The organism is Salinicola sp. LHM, from assembly GCF_034479735.1.
GTDB classification, from domain to species: Bacteria; Pseudomonadota; Gammaproteobacteria; order Pseudomonadales; family Halomonadaceae; genus Salinicola; species Salinicola salarius.
In genome coordinates, this window is record NZ_CP140261.1 from 2,629,261 (window position 1) to 2,651,486 (window position 22,226).

General features: G+C 63.0%; 18 protein-coding genes. 1 reads left to right on the forward strand and 17 read right to left on the reverse strand.

Features of this window, described 5'->3' with window-relative positions:
* Window positions 1-283 precede the first annotated feature (283 nt).
* The gene (locus R5R73_RS12025) at window positions 284-1,231 is read left to right on the forward strand and encodes an AEC family transporter (protein ID WP_322527650.1); all 948 of its coding nucleotides are present in this window, start codon (window positions 284-286) and stop codon (window positions 1,229-1,231) included.
* A gap of 160 nt (window positions 1,232-1,391) precedes the next feature.
* On the opposite strand, the gene R5R73_RS12030 is transcribed toward R5R73_RS12025, so the two are convergent.
* The 17 genes from R5R73_RS12030 to R5R73_RS12110 form a co-directional block, all read right to left on the reverse strand.
* Window positions 1,392-2,969, reverse strand: coding sequence for an aldehyde dehydrogenase (NADP(+)) (locus tag R5R73_RS12030; protein ID WP_322527651.1), 1,578 nt, complete (start codon window positions 2,967-2,969; stop codon window positions 1,392-1,394).
* A 170-nt stretch (window positions 2,970-3,139) separates the two neighbouring features.
* Window positions 3,140-3,883: a FadR/GntR family transcriptional regulator gene (locus R5R73_RS12035; RefSeq protein ID WP_071232128.1), complete on the reverse strand. Its 744-nt coding sequence runs from the start codon at window positions 3,881-3,883 to the stop codon at window positions 3,140-3,142.
* A 120-nt stretch (window positions 3,884-4,003) separates the two neighbouring features.
* The gene (locus R5R73_RS12040; RefSeq protein WP_110634435.1) at window positions 4,004-4,813 is read right to left on the reverse strand and encodes an NAD-dependent epimerase/dehydratase family protein; all 810 of its coding nucleotides are present in this window, start codon (window positions 4,811-4,813) and stop codon (window positions 4,004-4,006) included.
* Window positions 4,814-4,904: 91 nt separating this feature from the next.
* The gene (locus R5R73_RS12045; RefSeq protein WP_322527652.1) at window positions 4,905-6,185 is read right to left on the reverse strand and encodes a TRAP transporter large permease; all 1,281 of its coding nucleotides are present in this window, start codon (window positions 6,183-6,185) and stop codon (window positions 4,905-4,907) included.
* A gap of 4 nt (window positions 6,186-6,189) precedes the next feature.
* Complete coding sequence (locus tag R5R73_RS12050; protein WP_071232125.1) at window positions 6,190-6,711, reverse strand: TRAP transporter small permease; 522 nt, start codon at window positions 6,709-6,711, stop codon at window positions 6,190-6,192.
* Between the two features lie 73 nt (window positions 6,712-6,784).
* Window positions 6,785-7,786 carry a TRAP transporter substrate-binding protein gene (locus R5R73_RS12055; protein ID WP_416221240.1) on the reverse strand — a complete coding sequence of 334 codons (1,002 nt, stop codon included), beginning with the start codon at window positions 7,784-7,786 and terminating at the stop codon, window positions 6,785-6,787.
* A gap of 303 nt (window positions 7,787-8,089) precedes the next feature.
* Entirely contained in the window at window positions 8,090-9,418 is a 1,329-nt protein-coding gene (locus R5R73_RS12060) for an enolase C-terminal domain-like protein (protein ID WP_322527653.1), read from the reverse strand.
* 203 nt (window positions 9,419-9,621) lie between these two features.
* Window positions 9,622-10,752, reverse strand: coding sequence for an L-talarate/galactarate dehydratase (locus tag R5R73_RS12065; RefSeq protein ID WP_071232123.1), 1,131 nt, complete (start codon window positions 10,750-10,752; stop codon window positions 9,622-9,624).
* 198 nt (window positions 10,753-10,950) lie between these two features.
* Window positions 10,951-11,982, reverse strand: a complete 1,032-nt coding sequence (locus R5R73_RS12070) for a LacI family DNA-binding transcriptional regulator (protein WP_071232122.1) — start codon at window positions 11,980-11,982, stop codon at window positions 10,951-10,953.
* 170 nt (window positions 11,983-12,152) lie between these two features.
* Window positions 12,153-12,617 carry a phosphohistidine phosphatase SixA gene (gene sixA / locus R5R73_RS12075; protein WP_071232121.1) on the reverse strand — a complete coding sequence of 155 codons (465 nt, stop codon included), beginning with the start codon at window positions 12,615-12,617 and terminating at the stop codon, window positions 12,153-12,155.
* On the reverse strand, window positions 12,617-13,666 hold the full coding sequence (locus tag R5R73_RS12080) for an NAD(P)H-dependent glycerol-3-phosphate dehydrogenase (protein ID WP_110634419.1): 1,050 nt from the start codon (window positions 13,664-13,666) through the stop codon (window positions 12,617-12,619). The genes sixA and R5R73_RS12080 overlap by 1 nt, the downstream gene beginning before the upstream one ends.
* Before the next feature lie 180 nt (window positions 13,667-13,846).
* Window positions 13,847-15,289, reverse strand: a complete 1,443-nt coding sequence (locus R5R73_RS12085; RefSeq protein ID WP_322527654.1) for an NAD(P)(+) transhydrogenase (Re/Si-specific) subunit beta — start codon at window positions 15,287-15,289, stop codon at window positions 13,847-13,849.
* Window positions 15,290-15,305: 16 nt separating this feature from the next.
* Window positions 15,306-16,877 carry a Re/Si-specific NAD(P)(+) transhydrogenase subunit alpha gene (locus R5R73_RS12090; RefSeq protein WP_110634413.1) on the reverse strand — a complete coding sequence of 524 codons (1,572 nt, stop codon included), beginning with the start codon at window positions 16,875-16,877 and terminating at the stop codon, window positions 15,306-15,308.
* A 168-nt stretch (window positions 16,878-17,045) separates the two neighbouring features.
* The gene (gene istB / locus R5R73_RS12095) at window positions 17,046-17,819 is read right to left on the reverse strand and encodes an IS21-like element helper ATPase IstB (protein ID WP_322527534.1); all 774 of its coding nucleotides are present in this window, start codon (window positions 17,817-17,819) and stop codon (window positions 17,046-17,048) included.
* A complete protein-coding gene (gene istA, locus R5R73_RS12100) occupies window positions 17,812-19,335 on the reverse strand; it encodes an IS21 family transposase (protein ID WP_416221188.1) in 1,524 nt (507 codons plus the stop codon). The genes istB and istA overlap by 8 nt, the downstream gene beginning before the upstream one ends.
* 396 nt (window positions 19,336-19,731) lie before the next feature.
* Complete coding sequence (locus R5R73_RS12105) at window positions 19,732-21,204, reverse strand: protein adenylyltransferase SelO (RefSeq protein ID WP_322527655.1); 1,473 nt, start codon at window positions 21,202-21,204, stop codon at window positions 19,732-19,734.
* Window positions 21,205-21,322: 118 nt separating this feature from the next.
* A complete protein-coding gene (locus tag R5R73_RS12110) occupies window positions 21,323-22,039 on the reverse strand; it encodes a glucosaminidase domain-containing protein (protein WP_244179898.1) in 717 nt (238 codons plus the stop codon).
* Window positions 22,040-22,226 lie beyond the last annotated feature (187 nt).

Sequence of the window (22,226 nt, forward strand, 5' to 3'; positions counted from 1 at the left end):
AATTCACGACCCGGTCGAACGCCCCCAACGCCCATGCCTCACGATATCGTCGCTCGACATTCGGGTGGCATCGGCCATGATCGCCGCTGACAGGCTTCGATGGTCACGATCATGAAACGGGCTCGCGTCCCGGCGGCATTCGACCCTTTTACCCAGCAAGGATTGTACTGTGTCTCGCAAAGGATCCCACCGCGATACCCGTCTGCGTAACCGCTTGTTTTGGGCGCTGCTGATCGCGGCGCTCGTGGTCGGCTTCTGGTTAGTCCGCGGCGGAGAGTGAATCATGGGGCTGTTGGCCGCTTTTACCCATACGCTGGAAATCACGCTGCCGGTCTTTCTGATGGTCTTCCTGGGGCTTGGTCTCAAGCGGCTCGGCTGGATCGACTCCCACTTCATCACCACAGCATCGATGCTGGTGTTCAAGGTCACCATGCCGGCGCTGCTGTTTCTGAGCATCATCAAGGCGGATCTGAGTCGCGCCCTGCAGCCGGAGCTGATCGGCTATTTCATCGGCTACACCATCATCAGCTTCTTTCTCGCCTGGGCCTGGGCGATCTGGCGGCACCCCCGCGTGGAGAGAGGCATCTTCACCCAGGGGGCATTCCGCGCCAACAACGGCATCGTCGGGCTCGCCCTGGCGGCCGGCCAGTACGGCGACTACGGCCTTTCCGTAGGCGGGGTGCTGGCCGGCGCGGTCATCGTCATCTACAACATCTTCTCGGTCTTCATCCTGTCGCTCTACAGCGACGAGGTCGCCACGGACTTCCGCAACCTGATCAAGAATCTGGCCAAGAACCCGCTCATCCTGAGCGTCGTCTTCGCGATCCCGGTGGCGCTGGCGGATATCGAACTCCCCGGCTGGGTCATGACGTCGGGCGGCTATCTCGCCGGCATGTCCCTGCCATTGGGACTGATCTGCATCGGCGGCACGCTTTCCGTCAGCGCGTTCAAGCGCAGCAGCACGATCGCCCTCGACGCCAGCCTGTGGAAGCTGGTGTGGGTTCCCCTGCTCGGGGTGCTGGGCGCTCTCGCCGTGGGAATTCACGGCCCGGCACTGGGGATCATCTTCCTCTACCTGGGCTGCCCGGGCGCAGCGGCCAGTTTCGTCATGGCCAAGGCGTTCAAGAGCAACGACAAGCTGGCTGCCAATATCATCGTCATCACGACCTTCGCGTCGATGTTCACCCTCAGCCTGGGGCTGTTCCTGCTGAAATGGCTGGGGCTGGTATAGCCCGAACGCTGTCGCTGCCGGACGGACATCGGGCGAACGCCGGACGGACATCGGACAAAAAAGGGCCGCTCTCTCGAGCGGCCCTGTCTCATCACTCATCTTATCACTCTATCTTATCACCCTGTCATCATGCCTAGGACTGGCACACAAGCTGACGAGATCAGCTTTCGCGTTCGCCATCGACGAGGCGACGCAGCTTCAGCGGGTTGCTCTCGCGCACGGCTTCCGGCAGCAGCGCATCCGGCAAATCCTGGTAACAGACCGGACGCAGGAAGCGGAAGATCGCTGCGGTGCCCACGGACGTGGTGCGCGAGTCGGAAGTCGCCGGAAACGGGCCGCCGTGAACCATGGCATCGCACACTTCCACCCCGGTCGGCCAGCCGTTGGCCATGATACGGCCCGCCTTGCGTTCGAGCGTCGGTAGCAGTGCCTTGACGGCCTCGTAATCGGCGTCATCCATCTGCAGCGTTGCCGTCAGCTGGCCTTCCAGGCTCTCGGCGACACGCTTGACTTCCGCCGCATCGCGGCAGGCCACGATCAACGAAGAGGCGCCGAAGACTTCTGCCTGCAGCGAAGTATCGGCGATCACGTCCTCGCCGGCAGCCACGAACAGTCCGCCCAGGCACTGGTTGGCGCCTTCGCCCTCCAGTCCACGCGCCACTTCGCGAACCTTGCTGTTCGCCGCCAGCGCGCGGACGCCCTGGCCATACGCTTCGTGAATCCCCGGCGTCAGCATCGTCTGCGCCGTGCTGCTCTTGAGCGTTTCGCTGGCGGACTCGATGAACGCGTCGAGATCCGGCCCTTCGACCGCGATCACCAGGCCCGGATTGGTGCAGAACTGACCGGCGCCCATGTTGAGAGAGCCCACGAACGCCTCGCCCAGCGCCTTGGCGCGCGCCTTCAACGCCGCCGGCAACAGGAACACGGGGTTGATGCTGCTCATTTCCGCATAGAACGGGATCGGCTCCGGACGACGCTGGGCAATCTCCAGCAGCGCCAGACCGCCCTTGCGCGACCCGGTGAAGCCCGCTGCCTTGATCCGCGGATCGGCGACCAGCGCCTGCCCCACCTCGAAGCTGGAATCGTGCAGCATCGAGAACACGCCTTCGGGCAGACCGCACTTCTTGACGGCGGCCTGCACGGCACGACCCACCAGCTCGCAGGTGCCGGGATGCGCCGGGTGCCCCTTGACGATCACCGGGCAACCTGCAGCCAGTCCCGACGCGGTATCGCCACCGGCGACGGAGAACGCCAGCGGGAAATTGCTGGCGCCGAACACGGCCACCGGCCCCAGGGCGATATGACGCTGGCGCAGATCGACCCGCGGCATCGGTTGGCGATCCGGCAAGGCCGGATCGACGCGAACATCGAGCCACTCTCCCGCCCGCACGGTATCGGCAAACAAGCGCAGCTGGCCGCAGGTACGGCCCCGCTCGCCCTGGATGCGCCCCTGGGGCAGACCGGATTCGGCCACGGCCCGTTCGATCAGGTCGTCACCGATCGCCTCGATCTCGTCGGCGATCGTCTCGAGAAACCGGGCACGTTCTTCGAGCGAGGTTTCTCGGTAGGTATCGAATGCCGACCAGGCGAGATTGCAGGCTCGCGTCACGTCTTCGGCAGTACCGCCGAAAAACTCGGTCGGCAGACGCTCGCCCGTCGCCGGATTGATCGCAACGATCGGATCGCGGGCTCCCTTGACGGTTTGCTGTCCAATCAGTAGTTCGCCAGTCAGATTCACATTGCCTCCTAGAAAAGCTGGGATGTTAGAGAAAGCTGGGATATCGAAAACACCCGAATGCCGGGACGCCAATGCCAACAGGAAGACACCGCCGCCCCTTGGGACGGCAGTGCAGTCGAACGATGTCTCGAATCGATCGGCCCGCCTTTACCACCCGGGCCGGCAAGAGATTACGCTTCGGAGCGATCCTGATACGCGGCGTAATTGTCGTACGCCCGTTGGAGATGGCGGTGCATGGCGTCCCGGGCGGCTTCCGCCTGCCCCGAGACGATCGCCTGCAGGATCTCGCCATGCTCCCGAGCCACCCTTTCAAGATAGTAAGATATGGCCTGAGGGTCGAGCTCGACGGACAGAAGCTTGGTCCTGGGGATAGCGCCTTCGTTGAGCTGATCGTACAACGAGACGAAGAACGGGTTGTGCGTGGCTTCGACGATCGCCCGATGGAAGACGTAGTCCTCGTGGCGAGCCTGGCTACCCGTCTCGCAGGCCGCCAGGAACTGCTCGTGAGCACTCTGCATCGCCGCGATATCCAGCGGCGTGCGCCGTTCGGCCGCCAGCGCCGCCGCCTGGGCGTCCAGTGTCATGCGCATCTCCAGCACGTGCAGAATGTCTTCCACCGTGGTGGCGTTGATGCGTCTTGCCGGAAACTGGTGATCCGGCACGGAGCGCAGGACGCGCGTGCCGATGCCTCGACGCGTTTCGACCAGACCCATCGATTTGAGATGAGCGATAGCCTCGCGCACCGCCGTTCGACTGACACCGAACATGTCGCACAGCTGGCTCTCGGTCGGCAATTTTTCGCCCACCTCGATATGTCCCTGAGTGATCAGGGCTTCCAGCTGCCGGGCGATCTGGCGCGATAGACTCTCCTGAGAAGAGATGCGCTTTATCTCCCAAGCCTTGGTCTGCTCCATCGTGCTGCCTACCTTATCGATTTTCTTGGCCGACGCCGGCGTCCGTAATCGCTCGGGGCGGTCGGTGCTGTATGACGTTCGAGGTGAATAGCATACCAGTTCGACCGACCCCGGCCCGGATCACGTTTCGTCGTCGGGATGACCCAGCGTGACGAACTTGCCGCCTTGATGGACGACCGCCGGGTCCGTCGGATCCTGAGGCGCTTTGGCCGCTTCGGCCTCGACTTCGGCCCGCCATGGCGCCGAGCTTTCCTGCGGCACCCAGCCGAGGAACTGCGCATGGCGGTTGTCCCACCACTGCTCGGCATTGTCGGAAGCGCCATAGACCACCGTATAACCCAGCTTGGGGGCGACGAACGCCCGCTCCAGCAGGGCCACGAAATCCTCGACGCCTAGCCACGTCGCCAGCATGCGAGTGTCCTTGGGCTTGGGAAAGCAGGAGCCGATGCGCACGCTCAGCGTCTCGATCGCGAACTTGTCGAAATAGAGACTCGCCAGGTCCTCGCCAAAGCATTTGGAAACCCCATAGAGCGAGTCCGGCCGGCGCGGGACCTGGCTATCGATCCGCGTCGAGCGCTCGTAGAAACCGATGGTATGGTTCGAGCTGGCAAAGACGATGCGCGGCTTGCCCTGTTTTCGGGCCGCCTCGTAGAGGTTGTAGGTTCCGATGATGTTGGCCTGCAGGATCCCTTCCCACGGCTTCTCGACCGAGATGCCGCCCAGGTGGACGATACCGTCGCAATCGCTGACGAGCTTTGCCACCGCCGCCGCGTCGGCCAGATCGCAAGCGACAATCTCCTCGTGCTGCTCGGCGTTGCCGATTGTCTCGATGTCCGACAGACGCACGTGCCGGGCGAGCTTCGCCAGATGCGGACGGATGGCTTGCCCGACGCCACCGGCGGCGCCAGTCACCAGTAATCGATTCAGCATGTTGATCTCTCCTCGTTGGGTTGGACGGTCGGATGCCAATGACCGTCCAGTGGGGTGTCGAATGGTTCGAAGCCGAGCTCTCGCTGTCGCGTCACTGCAGCAGGTTGGGCAACGTCAAGGAAATCGCCGGTACGTAGGTCACCAGCATCAGCACCACGAACAACGCCAGGTAGAATGGCCAGATGGTCTTGACGGTCTGCTCGATCTTGATCCCGCCGATCGCGCTGCCGACGAACAGACACCCACCGACCGGCGGCGTACACAGACCAATGCCCAGATTCATCATCATCAGGATGCCGAACTGGATAGGGTCCATGCCGAACTGCTGCGCCACCGGCAGGAAAATCGGCGTACAGATCAGAATGAGCGGCGCCATGTCCATGATCATGCCGAGCGCCAGCAACAGCAGGTTGAGCATCAGCAACACGACGATGGGATTATCGGAGAAGGATGTCAGTGCATTGGCGAGCATTTCCGGCACGTTGTAGAGCGCCAGCAGGTAGGAAAATGCCGAGGCGCACCCGACCAGAATCATCACCAGCGCCGTCGTCTTGACGGCCTGGTAGACCGCCTTCTTGAACGACTCCCAGCGAAGTTCGCGATAGACGAGCCCGGTGATGACGATGGCGTAGATCGCACCGAACGCGCCGGATTCGGTCACAGTCAGGATGCCGGACAGCACGCCGCCGACGATGATCACCGCCGTCAGCAGCCCGGGCAGCGACGCGACGAAGCTGATCAGCAGCGCATACCAGCCCGGAAAGGGTTCGCCGCCGTAGCCGCGCTTGACCGCCACCACATAGGCCGCCACCGCCAGCGCCAGGCACATCAGAATACCGGGAACGACGCCCGCCACGAAAAGCTGGGTAACCGAGATCCCGCCACCGGCCGCCACCGCGTAGAGAATCATGTTGTGGCTGGGCGGAATCACCACACCGGCAATCGAGGAGGTCACCGTCACGTTGACCGCATAGTCGGTGTCGTAGCCCTTCTCTTTCATTACCGGAATCAGAATGGAGCCCAGTGCCGAAGTATCGGCGACGGCAGAACCGGAGATGCCGCCGAACAGCATGGAAGAGGTCACGTTGACCATCCCCAGGCCGCCGCGGACGCGACCGACCGCTGCCGAAGCGAAACGTACCAGGCGGCTCGAGATGCCGCCGTGCAGCATCAGCTCACCCGCAAAGATGAAAAACGGAATCGCCAGCAGCGAGAATACCGAGATCCCCGAGACGATTCGCTGGAATCCCACGAACAGCGGCAGCCCCTCGTAGAGAAACGTCACGATCGAGGCCAGCCCCACCGCGAACGCGATCGGCGCTCCCACGATCAACCCGAGGAGAAAGACGCCGAAAAGAATCGCAAGCCCCATAGTGTCAGCTCCCTGCCCGGCCGGTACGTGTGATGCGTTGAATGAGATTGGCGCAGGTGAAAATCACCATGAGCACGCCACAAGCGACTAGAGGCGCGGCTCGCCAACTTTCGGAGAGCCCGATCATCGGGATCGGACGGCCGGCGTTGCTCATCATCATCAACCAGCCCTGCCATGCCATGAAACCACCGAAAAGCAGCACGAATCCGTCGGAAATGGCGTGCATGACCACCCGCGGAATCCGCGGTGCGCCCTCACGCAGAAAGTCGATGCTCAGATGGGAATTGAAGCGTACACCCGCACCCGCACCCAGGCAGGTGATATAGACCACGATCAACAGCGAAGACTGTTCGATCCAGGTCGGCGTGTCATTGAGCACGTAACGGCCGAAAACCAGCCAGCCGAACGAAAAAATCAGGAACACCAGCAGCACGCCAGCAACGATCAGGCATAAACGCGCCAAACCGTCCAGCACCCTGTCTGACGTCGTGTCAGGATTGGTGGCCGAATCCGGGACGTTATCCACGATGGTTTTCCCTAGTTGATATCGAAGACAAAAAACGAGCCCCTGTGATCAGGGGCCCGTCACTCTTGAAGGCTTACTGGGTATTGCGAATATCGTCGATCAACGATTCCAGATCGGGATGCTCCTTGATGAAGGCCTGATAGATCGGCTCCATACGCTTCTGGAATGCCGCCTTGTCCTTCACTTCATTGACCTTCACGCCAGCCGCTTCGACTTTCTCGCGGCTTTTCTCTGCACCTTCTTTCCACAGCTCACGCTGCTTTTGGGCTGCATCTTCTGCCGCCTTGCGCACGATCGACTTGTCTTCGTCGGAAAGTTCGTTCCAGCTGGACTTCGCGACACACAGACATTCGGGAATGATCAGGTGACCGGTTTCGGAGAAGTACTTGGCGACTTCGTAATGATTACTGGATTCGAATGACGGGAAGTTGTTCTCGGCACCATCGATGACACCCGTCTTCAATGACTGGAACACTTCGCCGTAGGACATTGGCGTCGCGTTGCCGCCCAAAGCATCGACCATGTCCACATAGAGATCATTGTTCATGACGCGAAGCTTGAGCCCCTTCACATCATCGGGACCTTCTATGGGATGATCCGTGTTGTAGAAACTGCGAGCACCGGAGCCGAACCAGGACAGGGCGATCAGATCCTTTTCCGCCAGGGCATCGGCGAAACGCTTGCCGATATCCCCATCCATGACGCGATACATTTGATCGACGCTATCGAACAGGAATGGCAGAGACAGCACGTCGGTTTCAGGGACGATCGGCCCCATCGGACCCATATTGAAATTACCGAAGTCCAGGGCGCCGCTACGGGTCTGATCGATCGCGTCCGGCTGGTCACCGAGAACCGCATTGTTATAGACCCGCGGATTGATTCTGCCGTCCGTGTTCTTGGAAACTTCCTCGTCGAAGAATTTCAACGCCACCGAGTTTGGATAACCATCCGGATGAACGTTCCACCCTCGCCAGTTTTCCGCATGAGCGGGGAAAGCAGCGACGGATAACGCGCCAGCAACGGCAACCGCAGGCAGCGAAGCGGATAGGTTGTTCCAGAAACGTGATGTCATCATATGGCTCCTTCGCTCGACTCGAAGCGAATTGTGATTGTCGAAACGCAGAATGCCATACATCATACTTGAAGTAATATTAGACTTTGGAATTGGCAGATAATGGCGAATTATCAACGAGATACGGCATTAGTTGTCTTTGTAAACTATTGATAAATCGCCACTTTCATAGCAATGGATCCAACCGGATACGATCGTTTCCCCGGGAATGGGTCGGCTCTGACCGTCATCGAACGTAAAAAAGGCAGCATCCGAAATGCTGCCCGATCCTTCGATATCTATCGACGGAGGCCGGCTGACATGTCAGCGCACCAGCGCTGGCCGCTTGGGATCGAACGACCAGCCATTGATCAGATACTGCATCGCCATTGCATCGTTGCGTTGACGCACGTCGAGCGACTTGTAGAGGGCGTGGGCCTTTTCGACCTGAGCCATGTCGAGCCTGACCCCGAGCCCCGGCGTCTTCGGCACACTCAGCTTGCCCTCGCGGATCGCGAAGGGTACCTCGGTCAGGCGCTGGCCGTCCTGCCAGATCCAGTGCGTATCGATGGCCGTGATATTGCCCGGACAAGCTGCCGCTACGTGGGTCATCATCGCCAGTGAGACATCGAAGTGGTTGTTGGAGTGCGAGCCCCAGGTCATCCCCCACTCGTCACACAGCTCGCCGACCATGACCGCGCCCTGCATGGTCCAGAAATGGCAGTCCGCCAGTGGAATGTCGACGGCATTGAGCGCTACCGCATACTGCAGCTGCTTGAAGTCGGTCGCGATCATGTTGGTGGCGGTGGGCAAACCGGTGCGCTTCTTGAACTCGGCCATCACCTCGCGCCCGGACCAGCTCTCTTCCTGCCCGCAGGGATCTTCGGCATAGCTGAGGATGTGCTTGATCGGATCGAGGACCCGAACCGCCTCGTCGAGCTTCCAGGCCCCGTTGGGGTCCAGCGTCAGCCGGGCTTCGGGGAAGGCTTCGTGCAGCGCACGAATGCAGTCGGCTTCCTCTTCGCCCCGCAGCACGCCGCCCTTGAGCTTGAAGTCCTTGAAGCCGTAACGCTCATAGGCCGCCTTGGCCAGATTGGCCACGGCATCCGGCGTCAGCGCCTCCCGACGGCGGACTTCGTCCCACGCATCGACCGGGTTTTCGGGCTTGGGATACGGCAAGTCGGTCTTGTCCGGATCACCCAGCAGGAACAGATAGCCCAGCGCTTCGACTTCATCGCGCTGGCGGCCGAAACGGCCCAACAGGTCCGCCACCGGCTGACCCAACGCCTGGCCGTAGAGATCGAACAGCGCCGATTCGATGGCAGTCAGCACGTGCACCGCCACGCGCAGATCGAACGTCTGGCGTCCCCGCTCCTCCCGCCCGTTGCTCGCCAGCAGCAGGCGCGAGCGGTTGAGCGTCTGCTTGACTTCGTTGACTCTGGAGCCTTCGACCAGAGAACGGCACTGCTCCAGCCCCTTGAGAATCCCCTCGCTGGATGGGATCTCGCCGACGCCCTGGTTGCCGGCATCGTCCTCGAGGATCAGCAGGCAGCGAATGAACCACGGCGCATGGCCGCCGCTCAGGTTGAGCAAAAAGCTGTCATACCCGGCGACCGGCATCACCGTCATCCTGGTCACTTTAGGGAAACTCATATCGCACTCCTCGTACAACAAACTATCGGGAATTACCCGGCCGATTTCTTAAAAAGTTGCCGAGCGATGGTCATACCGGGACGCGTAGCCAAGGCAAAAATCGACGCGAAAGACGGACCGGGCTGGCGCACCAGTTTACGTGGGTGTAAATGAGTACTTTCGCGTCGATTTTTAACGCCGTATGACCGAGCGCAGGCACTTTTTCAGCCGCGTTTGCCGAATTCGGCGCTGTTGACCGTCCACTTCCGCGCCTGCTCGGTCAGGGTGATCCCCAGGCCCGGGCGATCCGGCACCAGCATGCGGCCGTTGCGGGTTTCCAGGCGCTCGTTGAACAGCGGCTCCAGCCAGTCGAAGTGCTCGACCCAGGGCTCGGCGGGATAGGCGGCGGCCAGGTGAAGGTGAATCTCCATCGCGAAGTGAGGCGCCAGTTGCAGGCCGGCAGCGTCCGCCAGCGTCGCCAGTTTCAGGAACTGGGTGATCCCGCCGATCCGCGGGGCATCCGGCTGGATGATGTCGGCGCTGCGGTGCTTGATCAGCTCCATGTGCTCGCCCACGCTGGCCAGCATCTCGCCGGTGGCGATCGGCGTATCGAGAGCACTGGCCAGGGCCGCGTGACCTTCCACGTCGTAGGCGTCCAGCGGCTCCTCGATCCATACCAGATTGTACTGCTCCATGGCACGACCGAAGCGCAGGGCCGTGGCGCGATCCCACTGCTGGTTGGCATCGATCATCAGCGGAACGTCATCGCCCAGATGCTTGCGCACGGCCTCGACGCGCTGAAGGTCGATCCGCATGTCGGGCTGCCCCACCTTGATCTTGACGCCCTTGATGCCGTTCTCGAGAGACCGCGTCGCGTTCTCCTTGACCTCTTCGATCGGCGTATGCAGAAAGCCGCCGGAGGTGTTGTAGCACTGCACGGAGTCGCGATGCGCCCCCAGCAGCTTGGCCAGCGGCAGCCCGGCGCGCTTGGCCTTGAGATCCCACAGGCCGACATCGACCGAAGCGATCGCCTGGGTCGAGAGGCCGCTGCGCCCTACCGATGCCCCGGCCCACACCAGCTTCTGCCACAGCTTGCCGGTGTCGTTGGGATCTTCGCCCAGAATGGCCGGCGCGATTTCCTGGGCATGGGCGAACTGACCATATCCCCCGGCACGCTTGGAGTAGCTGAAGCCGATCCCCTGATGGCCATCACGCGTCTCGATCTCGGTGAACAAAAACGACACTTCGGTCATCGGCTTCTGACGACCGGTGAGCACCTTCGCATCGCTGATGGGCGTCGCCAGCGGCAACAGGACGTGGGAAAAACGGATCCAGCTAATGGCATCGTTGGACATCGGACTACCTCATGAATGTGGCTGAGAGACTCTCCCCGATCTGCTCGACGCCCTGGATGATAGCGCAATCATTCAAGGCGTCGAGCTGCGAACGGAGAGGATGTTAGCGCAATCAATTTGTATGACAAAGAGGCCGCCCTGCGATTACGACCAAAGGATGACGATTCGTGACGACACCGCGCCGTACGCCGAAACGGCTCAAGTGGTATCCCGATCGATGATCTCGAAGCCGACATCCAGCACCTGCCCGGCCCGCTCGAATGTCGGCTGCGCCATGCGCTGTAGCAGATGCTCGGCCGCCCGCAGCCCGATGGCGGCACCGTCGATACGTACGGTGCTCAACGCCGGAAAGCTGGCGGCAGCATAACTGCTGTCGCCGAACCCCATGATCGCCAGTTGTCCCGGCACCGTCAGCCCGCGACTCTGCGCCTCCGACAACACCCCCAGCGCGAGGATATCGGAGCTGCAGACGATGGCATCCAGCGCGTGGCGATCGAGCAGTTCGGCGCTCTTCTCCCGCCCCCAGGGCATGCTCGAAGGCGTACCGACTTCCCGCAGCTGATACTCCCCGATGCCGGCGCTCTCGAGCCCCGACACGAAGCCGGCGACCCGCAGCTTCGCGCGAGAATCGTCGGCGCTGATGATGCCGAAGCGCCGATAGCCCCGTGACAGCAGATGCTCGGCCACGGCGCGCCCCACCGCTTCATGGGAGAAGCCGACCAGCATGTCCAGCGGATCATCGGTCATGTCCCAGATCTCGACCAGCGGAACCTCGGCCGCCTTGAGCCGCTGGCGGGTCAAGGCCGAATGACGGCAGCCGGTGAGCACGATCCCGTCGGGACGGCGGCTCAACACGGTCTCGAGAATCGTCTCCTCCTGCTCCGGCGTATAGCCGACCAGTCCCAGCAGCACCTGATAACCCTGGGAAGAGAGCACGCCCATCACCGTCTGCACGACTTCGGCGAACAGCGAGTGCGCCACGGTCGGCACCAGCAGCGCCACCAGCCGGCTCCGGCTCGAGGCCAGCGCGCCGGCGACCCGGTTGGGCACGTAACCGGTTTCGAGCACCGCCTGCTGAACGCGTAGTCGTGTACTTTCGCTCACCAGCTCGGGGCGGTTGAGCGCCCGCGACACCGTCATCGGCGCCACGCCTGCAACGCGAGCCACATCGGTCAGCCGCGCGCTGCCGGTCGAGCGCGAGGAGCGTGGTTTGTCACCGCTATCGTCCATCGACGTGATCACTCATCAGACTGTTCATCCATACGAAATCCATCCGGTTCGAGGCTCGTTCCTCGGCATCTGATCTTCTGCCCTTTTGGCACAAATGAAGACGGTCAAGATGATAGCGCAAACATGCCTCTGCCTACTTGCTGAATCATGTCGAGCGAAAGCACGCCGCCCTAGGAGGGAGAGACGAAAGCCTTCAACGATGCACACCCGGCTGCCCAGACATCGGCTTCCAGCAGTGCGATACCGGCCGTGGGGAACATCACGCCAGCGCTGGCAGTCCCCTCGGTCAGGCGCCCGGTGAGCAGCCCGACCAGCGGCATGTGGCTGACGACGATCAAGGGTCGCGCCGTATCGAACAGAGTCAGCCGTTCGATCAGCGCGCCGACATCGTCGTCCGGCGTCACGCCGCCGACCGTCTCGACTTCGCCGTGCATGGCTTCGGCAACCGCCTGTGCGGTCTGCTGCGCCCGATCGTAGGGACTGGCCCAGATCGCGGCGCCGGCCAGCGTCTGTCGAGAGGCCAGCCATCGGCCCGCCTCTGCGGCCTCGCGCTCCCCGCGGGGCGTCAATCGACGTGCCGCATCCGGGCTGCCCGGCCCCGCCTCTCCATGCCTGACTACCGCGAGCCAGCCCATCACTCGGGATCCGGCGCGAGTTCGTGAGCGCGGGATACCGACTCCCGCGACAGCATGAATTCGACGTCGCTGCTCTGCTCGCTTTCCATCAGCGCCTTGGCCATGTCCTTGGCTGGAATGCCGTCGAACATGACCCGATAGAGCCCTTGGGCCAGCGGCATGTAGATATTTTCCTGGCGCGCCTTCTCGCACACCAGCTTGACCGTATTGACGCCTTCGGCCACCTGACCGAGCACTTCGATGGCGGAATCGAGATCGTGCCCCTGCCCCAGCGCGTAGCCGACGCGGTAGTTGCGTGAGAGCTCGGAAGAACAGGTCACGATCAGGTCGCCGACGCCGGAGAGCCCCAGGAAGGTCATCGGGTTGGCGCCGAGCGCGACGGCGAACCGGCTCATCTCCGCCAGCGCACGGGTCATCAGCATGCTGCGCGTGTTCTCCCCCATGCCCAGCGCGGCAGCCATACCGGCCGCGATGGCATAGATGTTCTTCAGCGAGCCGCCCAGCTCGGCGCCGTAGCGATCGTTGCCGGCGTAGACGCGGAAATAACTGCACCCCAGCGCCGCCTGCACGTAGGCCCGCGTGACCGGATCGTCGCTGGCAATCACCGTCGCCGTCAGCTGCTTCTGGGCAATCTCGGCGGCCAGGTTCGGGCCGGACAGCGCGCCGATGTGCGAGGAGCCGGTCTCTTCCTCGATTACCTGACTCATCAGCTTGAAGCCGTCGGCCTCGATCCCCTTGGTGGTACTGACCAGGATCTGCTCGGGGCGCAGGTACGGCCGCGCCTGCTGCAATACCTTGCGGAAGGCCTTGGAGGGAATCGCGATGAAAACCACGGCGGCTTCGGCAACCGTCTCCGCCAGGTCGGTGGAAGCGACTACCGCCGGGTTGATCGAGTAATCGGGCAGGTAGCGCCCGTTGCGGTGTTCGCGATTGATCTGCTCCACCAGCGCTTCGTCGCGCAGCCACTGACGAACCTCGGCGCCGTTATCGGCGGCGATACTGGCGATGGCGGTACCGAAGCTGCCTCCGCCGAGTACCGCGACCTGCATGCGTTCTTCTGACCCGTTCTTGGCTGACCTGATTTTATCCGACTCGTTTTTATCCGACTCGTTTTTATTCAACATAGCCGTTCCATTGACGATGAGCGATACCCACAGTGTAACGAAAAAACGCCCCGAAAACGGGGCGTTGATCGTGCAGGAAACGCGTTCAGCCATACATCGCCGGGGCTAGTCGATCATCCCGACGAGGGAGTCGATACTGGACCGGGCGTCGCCGTAGAGCATGCGCGTGTTCTCCTTGAAGAACAGCGGATTCTCGATGCCCGAGTAGCCGGTTCCCTGCCCGCGCTTGCAGACGAAGACCTGCTTCGACTCCCACACCTTCAGTACCGGCATGCCGGCGATGGGGCTCGCGGGATCTTCCTGGGCCGCGGGATTGACGATGTCATTGGAGCCGATGACGATCACCACGTCGGTGTTGGCGAAGTCGTCATTGATCTCGTCCATCTCCAGCACGATGTCGTACGGCACGCGGGCCTCGGCCAGCAGCACGTTCATGTGGCCCGGCAGGCGCCCGGCCACCGGATGGATGCCGAAGCGAACCTCCTTGCCGGCCGTGCGCAACTTGCGCACCAGATCGCTGACCGCATTCTGCGCCTGGGCCACGGCCATGCCGTAGCCGGGCACGATGATCACGCTGTCGGCGTCATTGAGCGCGCTGGCCACGCCGCCAGCGTCGATGGCGACCTGCTCGCCTTCGATCTCGGCCGCCGGCCCCTGCGTGCCACCGAAACCACCCAGGATCACGCTGACGAAGTTGCGGTTCATCGCCTTGCACATGATGTAGGAGAGAATCGCACCGGACGAGCCGACCAGCGCGCCGGTCACGATCAGCAGATCATTGGAGAGCGTGAAGCCGATTGCCGCGGCAGCCCAGCCCGAGTAGCTATTGAGCATGGAAACCACCACCGGCATGTCGGCACCGCCAATGCCCATGATCAGGTGCCAGCCGATGAAGAACGCCAGCGCCGCCAGCAGCAGCAGCGTCCAGAAGCCGGCGCCGTTGAAGTAAGCGATGGCCAGCAACAGACTCAGCGCTACCGCTCCGGCATTCAGCAGGTGCCCGCCGGGCAGCTTGTGCGGCTTGCCGCCGATCTTGCCGGCCAGCTTGCCGAATGCCACCACGGAGCCGGTGAAGGTGACCGCGCCGATGAAGACACCCAGCACCACCTCACCCTGCAGGAAGGCGAGTTCCGCCGGGGTCTTGTGGGCCAGGGTCGAGGCAAACGCCGACAGGCCATCGAAAGAGACGCCGGCCGCCTTGATCGCCATGACTCGCGCGCGCTCCAGTTCGGCATTCCAGCCGATGAAGACCGCAGCCAGGCCGACAAAGCTGTGCAGCGCCGCTACCAGTTGCGGCATTTCGGTCATCTCGACCTTGCGCGACAGCCAGGCGCCGATCAGCCCGCCGATCAGCATCATCGGGATCATCCAGGCGTAGCCGCCGACCTTCGGGCCCAGCGCGGTGAAGACCACGGCGATCGCCATGCCGACGATGCCGTACCAGACCGCACGCTTGGCTTTCTCCTGGTTGCTCAATCCTCCCAGCGAGAGGATGAACAGGACACTCGCCGCGATCGCCGCGGCGGAAACGAACTCGTGTTGCAACATATCGATTCTCCGCGGATCAGGATTTCTGGAACATGGCGAGCATGCGGCGGGTCACCAGGAAGCCCCCGACGATGTTGATCGAGGCGATCAGCACCGAAAGCCCTGCCAACAGCGCCACCACCCAACTGCCGGAGCCGATCTGCAACACGGCGCCCAGGATCACGATGCCCGAAATGGCATTGGTCACCGCCATCAACGGCGTATGCAGGGAGTGGCTGACGTTCCAGATCACCTGGAATCCGACGAAGCAGGCCAGTACGAAGACGATGAAGTGCTGCATGAACGATGCCGGCGCGACCATGCCCAGCAGCCACATCAATACGCCACCAGCGACCAGGATGCCGATCTGGCGTTTGCTCTGGGCTACGAAAGCGGCATGCTCGGCCGCCTTCTTCTCTTCCGGCGTTGGCTCCTTGACCTTCTCCTTGGGCTTGGCGGCACCGATCGCCTTCACTTTCGGCGGCGGTGGCGGGAAGGTGATCTCGCCGGCATGGGTCACCGTCGCACCGCGAATGACGTCGTCTTCCATGTCGTGAACGATCACGCCATCCTTTTCCGGCGTCAGATCGGTCAACATATGACGGATGTTGGTGGCATAGAGCAGCGACGCCTGTGTCGCCATGCGCGACGGGAAGTCCGTATAGCCGACCACGATCACCCCGTTGTCGGTGACGATGCGCTCGTCGGGCACGGTCAGATCGCAGTTGCCGCCCTTCTCCGCCGCCAGATCGACGATCACCGAGCCGGGCTTCATCGCCGCGACCATGTCCTCGAGCCACAGTTTCGGCGCCGGGCGACCGGGGATCAGCGCGGTGGTGATGACGATATCCACCTCCGGCGCCTGTTCGCGGAACAGCGCCAGCTGCTTCTCGCGGAACTCGGGGCTGGAGGGCGCCGCGTAGCCGCCGGTGCCCGAGCCGTCCTGGCTCTCCTCGAAATCGAGGAACAGGAACTCCGCGCCCATCGACTCGATCTGCTCGGCGACTTCCGGCCGCACGTCGAAGGCACGAACCACCGCGCCGAGACTCGTCGCGGTGCCGATGGCCGCCAGCCCGGCGACTCCGGCGCCAACGATCAGCACCTTAGCCGGAGGCACCTTGCCTGCCGCGGTCACCTGACCGGTGAAGAAGCGTCCGAACTGGTTGCCCGCTTCGATCACGGCACGATAGCCGGCGATATTGGCGGTACTGGAGAGCGCGTCCATCTTCTGGGCACGCGAGATACGCGGGACCATGTCCATGGCGATCACCGTCGCGCCCTGGGCTCGGCAGCGCTCCAGATTCGCCTCGTTCTGTGCCGGCCAGAAGAAGGTGATCAACGTCTGTCCCGCTCTCAGCTGGTCGATTTCCGACTCGACCGGCTCCCGGACCTTGATCACCACGTCCGCCTCTTGCCACAGCGACGCCGCACTATCGACCACGCTGACGCCGGCCTGCCGGTAAGCGTCGTCGTCGAAGCCCGCGAGCCGGCCCGCGCCGCTCTCGATCAGGCACTCGTGCCCCAACTTCTGTATCTGCTGCGCGCTCTCCGGCGTCAGCGCCACTCGCGCTTCTCCTCTGGCGAGCTCCTTGGGTGCCCCGATCTTCATTGGCCTCTCTCCCGATGGTCAGCCATGCACCGATACTCCTCATGCTGTATATCGATAGTCGTATAGCAATGACGCACCACGCCTTGGCCATGCACTGAAATATGCGACGTCAACTACTTTGGCCGCTTGGCGACAATTAAAATGGCCGGTTGGGTGGGGTAGTTGTCGTCAGTCCGACGACCCAGCTTTTCCTCCTTGTAATTGTCGTTGATAAGCACGCTTACGGTAGCTCTCCCCGCTCAGCTCCATCAGCGTGGCGTGGTGCACCAACCGGTCGATGGCGGCCACGGCCATCATGCTGTCGGGGAAGATACTGTCCCAGGCGCTGAACGGCTGGTTGGCGGTGATGATCAGGCTGGCCGACTCGTAGCGATGGGCGATCAGCTCGAACAGCACTGACGTCTCGGCCTCGCTGCGTTGGACGTAGCCGATATCGTCGATCACCAGCACGGCGTACTTGTCGAGCTTGATCAGGGCGTCGCTCAGGCGCAGTGCCTGCTTGGCAGCCTGGAGCTCCTGGACCAGGCTTGAGGCGGTGGCGTAGCGCACCCGGTAACCCTGGTCGACCAGCGTATGCCCGAGCCCGGCCGCCACGTGGCTCTTGCCGACGCCGGAGGGCCCAAACAGCAGCAGGTTGTGAGCCTGGTCGACCCACTGCGTGTCGCCGGCCAAGGCGCTCAGTTGCTGGCGCTGCTCGGCCGCGATGGCGTCGAACTCGAAGGACTCCAGCGTCTTGCCCACCGGCAGCCGGGCCTCCTTGAGGTGCCGGGCCAGCCGGCGTCGCTCACGCTCGGCCAGCTCGTGCTCGCATAGGGCGGCCAGTGTTTGTGGCAGGCTCCAGTTTTCGGCTCGGGCGCGGGTTTCCAGCTGGGGCCAGCAGGCGGCCATGGTGGGCAGGCGGAGCTGTCGCAGTAGCAGCGGCAGCGTCTGGGCATCAGGCATGGCAGCACACCTCTGTGGTCGGCACGCTGGGCACCAGATGGTTGTAGCTGGCGATGTCATGCTGAGTCACCTGGGGGAAAACCAGCGTGGCGCTCGGCGTGGCGGCGAAGCGGGCCTGGAGCTCGGCCAGCGTCGGGCTCTTCCCGCGCGCCAGGGCGCCCAGCCAGTAACTGGCGATCGCCTCGGCCTGGTCCTGCTCGGCGGCCAACGCCAGAGCGCCAACGATGCGCTTGCAGGCCTCGGCGACCGGCAAGGCGGCGGTCAGCCGGGCGTACAGCTCGCGCCACTCCGCACTCGGCAACAGGTCGTCGCGGAACGTCAGCCCCGCCAGCGCCCGGGGCTTGCGGACCAGCCAGCCGATCACATGGCGGTAATCGATGACCCGCAACCGGCCGCTTTCCGGCGTGGCATGCAGCCGCCTCAGCGTCAGCAATGCTTGCTGTGCGTGATGCAGCACCAAGCGATCATCGTAAAGGTGCACCCGCAGGTTCTCGCCGATCAGCCGGGACGGCACCGAGTAGAGCACCTTGCGCACCTGGATGGTGCTGGAGGTAGTGACGCGCACCGTCACCTCGCTGTAGTCGGTACCGGGCCGGCTGGGCAGTGGCTGCAGCGCGCCACGCTCGACGGTGATCCGGGCCGCGTTGCGGCGGTTGATCGCGGTGGTCACCTCATCGAGGAAGGCCTGGTAGTCATCGAGGCTAGCGAAGTCCTGGGAGCCGCGCAGCGTCAGGCGCTGTTGCAGGCGCCGCTTGAAGTGGCCATGTGGCGACTCGATGCTGGCGTTTTCATGGCCGCGCCCTGGGTTATTACGGGTGGCCGTCATGCCGTAGTGAGCGCACAGGGCAGCATAACGCTCGGTGAGGTCGGCTTCCGCCTCCCGGCCGAGGTTGCGGAAGGCCGCCGACAAGCTGTCGGTGCGGTGCTCCGCGGGGACACCGCCAAGCCGCTCCAGCGCACGGGTCAGGCCTTCAGCCAGCGCCGGGTAGCTCTCGCCACCGAGCACCACCCGGACATAACACCAGCCGCTGTAGGCCAGGCGGAAGTGGTAGAGCCGGTGATCAAGCAGCTCCCCTGCCACGGTAATGACAATCCCCTTGAGCTCGGTGAAGTCGGAGAGGCCGCGCAGCCCGGGGCCATGGGTTTGCGGGAACATTACCTCTTTCTCCGGGCCGTGCGCGGCTCGCCAGCCCTTGACCCGGCGCTGCAGGGTTCGCAGCAGGCTGTCCGGGTACTGGCCGGGGTGCTGCTCCTGCAACCACTCCAGCAGGGTCAGTGCCTGCAAGCCCGGGGCGGCGGCCAGCTGGGGGACGAGCGTGGTCTCCCACACATCGGCGAAGGGGTCGGGCCGGGTTCGCCAGTGCCGTGATGCCGGCGGCTCGGAGGACTCGGCCCGGCGTTCGAGGCGGCGAGCGGTTCTGACGGAGAGGCCGGCCTTGGCGGCGGCGACCTCCTGGGTCTGGCCTTGTTGACGTTGCGACATATAGAGCGTGACCTGTTGGCTGGTGACCGCCATACCGGCTCCCTGGTGGGTCGGGACAAGCGGTCAAGCTTAGGGCAACCGGTCACAGTAGTTGTCGTCGGCCGGCCAGAGTAATTGTCGCTCTATACACTGAAAGCCATGACAGAAAAGGCGTCATCGTTTATCGCAGAATACTGCGGTAGGTGATCACAGTTTTCCGGAGTTCCAGCAGGCGAATCAAGCGTTTAGGAGAAAAACCAACCCGATCAATAATTTATGGCAGGCATAACCAAATCGTTATGTTTAAAAACGGCACTAAACTCTTGTTTTAAATATTGAAAGCCGGACCTATGGTTTCCGTTATCAAACTTATAATGAATGACTTATTGCTAAAAAATGCCGGCATCGGAAGCCGGCATTCAATCATCGAGAGTATCGATCAGACAGCGGTCAGGACGAACAGGAGAGACAGACGGGAGGCGCGCTGGGCGGCGGCGCCTCGCTCCAGACATCCATGCCCGGCCGCTGGAGGAAGGGAGACGACAGCAGCTCGCGGAACGTCTGCAGCGGGCGCGTATCGCCTTCCTGTGCCGCCTCGATGACCTGCTGCGCCAGATGGGTACGCAAGACATAAAGCGGGTTGACCCGCCGCATCGCCGCCAGCCGCTCCGTCTCTCCACGCGACTCGTCGGCAAGCCGCTGGCGGTAGCGCGCGAGCCACTCATCGAGCTGATGACCCGGCCCCGAGCCGACGATCTCCTCGCGTAACGACAGACCACCGACGACGTCCTGATCGCTCAAGGCGCGGAAGCTGCGATGAAAGTCGGCCCGTGAACTCTCGAGCAGCGACAGCCAGTCCTCGATCAACTTGCCGTCGCTCTCCTGCTCGGTCTCGAGCCCCAGGCGTCCACGCATCAGAATGGCATACGCCGCCTGAAGCGTGGGCTCGTAGGTGTCGAGGATTTCTCGCAACCGCTCCACCGCGATCAGCGGTGTCAACGACTGCCCCAGTACGGTCAGATTCCATAGCGCCACGCCGGGCTGCTGATCGAAGGCATAGCGCCCGGTCGTATCCGTATGGTTGGGCGTCAGGTTGGACTCGAGGCGATCCATGAACGCATAGGGGCCGTAATCCAGCGTCAGTCCCAGGATCGACATGTTGTCGGTGTTCATCACTGCATGAACGAAGCCATAGGCCTGCCAGCGAGCGATCAGTTCCGCGGTCCGCGTGACCACGTCCTGAAACAGCGCCTCGAGCGGCGCGGTCTCCTGCGCGAGATCGGGGCGGTGGCGATCGATGACGTGGCGCATCAGCCGTTCGATATCCTCGACCCGCTGCTGCTGATACAGCCATTCGAAGTGACCGAAACGCACGTGACTCTCGGCCAGCCGCAGCAGGGTCGCCCCCGGCTCGACCCGCTCGCGCATGACCTTCTCGCCGTTGACGGCGACAGCCAGCGCCATGGTCGTCGGGATCTTGAGTCCGGCCATCGCTTCGCCGGCCAGATACTCGCGAATCGAAGAGCGCAACACGGCGCGACCATCGCCGAAACGCGAATACGGCGTCTTCCCGGCGCCCTTGAGATGCAGGTCGATCGGCCCCTGCGATGTCATCGCTTCACCGAGCAACAGACCGCGCCCGTCGCCCAACGCCGGGTTGTAGGTGCCGAACTGATGCCCGGTGTACTTCTGGGCCAGCGGATCCATGCCGCTCAAGAGTCGTTCGCCGCTCATCAATGCGGTCAGGCGGTCGCGGTCGATCTCTTCGGGATCCAGCCCCAGGAGCGCCGCCCCGCTCGGGCTGACGTCGAGCAGCCGGGTATCGCGCCACGGGGTCGGCTTCACCCGTGTAAAGAAGTCCTCGGGAAAGCGGGACCAGACATTATCGAAAGTCAGTGTCTCGAGGGAGCTATCGCTGGCCATGGGGGCCTCCTCGGATTGGCAGGAAAGTGGCTGTAGTCTAGCGCAACTGGCCGATTGCACACGTTCGACCAGTACGCGGACATCATCCGAATACCGGTCGACAGAGAGGTTCGGGATATCAGGCCGGGCTGCCCGTCACGAAGGCGCTATCGGCGCCGTGGGTGCGAATCAACTCGCCGTTGGTGCGCAGTAGCGACAGGAGCTGCTGCTGATAGTCGGGCGAGGTTGAATAGTTGTGAAGCGTGCCGATCAGCTTCTCGGCGGAGATCGACTTGCCCTTGGCGGCCAGCGCCGCGCGCTGCCCGCGAAGCTGGGCATAGGCACGATGGGTATTCAGGTTGTGCAGGTAAGCTCTAACGCCGTCACGCACGCTATCGAACGTCTGAAAGCGTCGCGAGGTGCCGAGTTGAGCGATACCGCATCCCTCGCTGAAGCAGCGCATGCCGAACAGATTGTTGCTGTCCCGGGCGAGCCGAGAGGTGCCCCAGCCGGACTCTTCCACCGCCTGGATCACTACCATCTCCAGCGGCACGGTATTGACCCGTGCCAGCAGCTCCCGGCTGACCTCGCCCGGCTCGCATTCGACGCCATAGTCGTCGCATAGCTGAGCCAGCCGCTGCTTTTCGTCCGCCGTCATCGGATTGATGCGGCTGCCGACGCCGATCAGCCAGTTGCGATCACGCTGGATACGCGCATTTTCGACCTGGACCAGCGGCACCAGCATACCCAGGAACGCCGCCTTGCGCTTGGGTCCGGCCTTGATGTCTCGCAGGTCGGGCAGCTCGGTGACGGGGTCCAGCGCGGGCCGCTGGATCTGGCTTTCAAGGGTTGGCACGGTTTCGGATATCGACTCGGCTCGAGACGCTATCGGGAACACTGCGAGGCCCAGTGTCAGGGCTGTCCCCATGACGACTGCCAGGACGCGTTGTCGGCGGGCAGGCTGGGGATCGTGTCGAAAAGGTCGTCGAAGAAAGGGCCATTCACGGACGGAACGTCGGTGAAGAAGCCTCGGGAAGGATAGC

Coding starts and splice junctions, on each gene's coding strand:
- R5R73_RS12025 (WP_322527650.1), top strand. CDS start 284: ATGGGGCTGTTGGCCGCTTTTACCCATACGCTGGAAATCACGCTGCCG.
- R5R73_RS12035 (WP_071232128.1), bottom strand. CDS start 3,883: ATGGAGCAGACCAAGGCTTGGGAGATAAAGCGCATCTCTTCTCAGGAG.
- R5R73_RS12040 (WP_110634435.1), bottom strand. CDS start 4,813: ATGCTGAATCGATTACTGGTGACTGGCGCCGCCGGTGGCGTCGGGCAA.
- R5R73_RS12045 (WP_322527652.1), bottom strand. CDS start 6,185: ATGGGGCTTGCGATTCTTTTCGGCGTCTTTCTCCTCGGGTTGATCGTG.
- R5R73_RS12055 (WP_416221240.1), bottom strand. CDS start 7,786: ATGACATCACGTTTCTGGAACAACCTATCCGCTTCGCTGCCTGCGGTT.
- R5R73_RS12060 (WP_322527653.1), bottom strand. CDS start 9,418: ATGAGTTTCCCTAAAGTGACCAGGATGACGGTGATGCCGGTCGCCGGG.
- R5R73_RS12065 (WP_071232123.1), bottom strand. CDS start 10,752: ATGTCCAACGATGCCATTAGCTGGATCCGTTTTTCCCACGTCCTGTTG.
- R5R73_RS12070 (WP_071232122.1), bottom strand. CDS start 11,982: ATGGACGATAGCGGTGACAAACCACGCTCCTCGCGCTCGACCGGCAGC.
- sixA (WP_071232121.1), bottom strand. CDS start 12,617: ATGGGCTGGCTCGCGGTAGTCAGGCATGGAGAGGCGGGGCCGGGCAGC.
- R5R73_RS12080 (WP_110634419.1), bottom strand. CDS start 13,666: ATGCAGGTCGCGGTACTCGGCGGAGGCAGCTTCGGTACCGCCATCGCC.
- R5R73_RS12085 (WP_322527654.1), bottom strand. CDS start 15,289: ATGTTGCAACACGAGTTCGTTTCCGCCGCGGCGATCGCGGCGAGTGTC.
- R5R73_RS12090 (WP_110634413.1), bottom strand. CDS start 16,877: ATGAAGATCGGGGCACCCAAGGAGCTCGCCAGAGGAGAAGCGCGAGTG.
- istB (WP_322527534.1), bottom strand. CDS start 17,819: ATGCCTGATGCCCAGACGCTGCCGCTGCTACTGCGACAGCTCCGCCTG.
- istA (WP_416221188.1), bottom strand. CDS start 19,335: ATGGCGGTCACCAGCCAACAGGTCACGCTCTATATGTCGCAACGTCAA.
- R5R73_RS12105 (WP_322527655.1), bottom strand. CDS start 21,204: ATGGCCAGCGATAGCTCCCTCGAGACACTGACTTTCGATAATGTCTGG.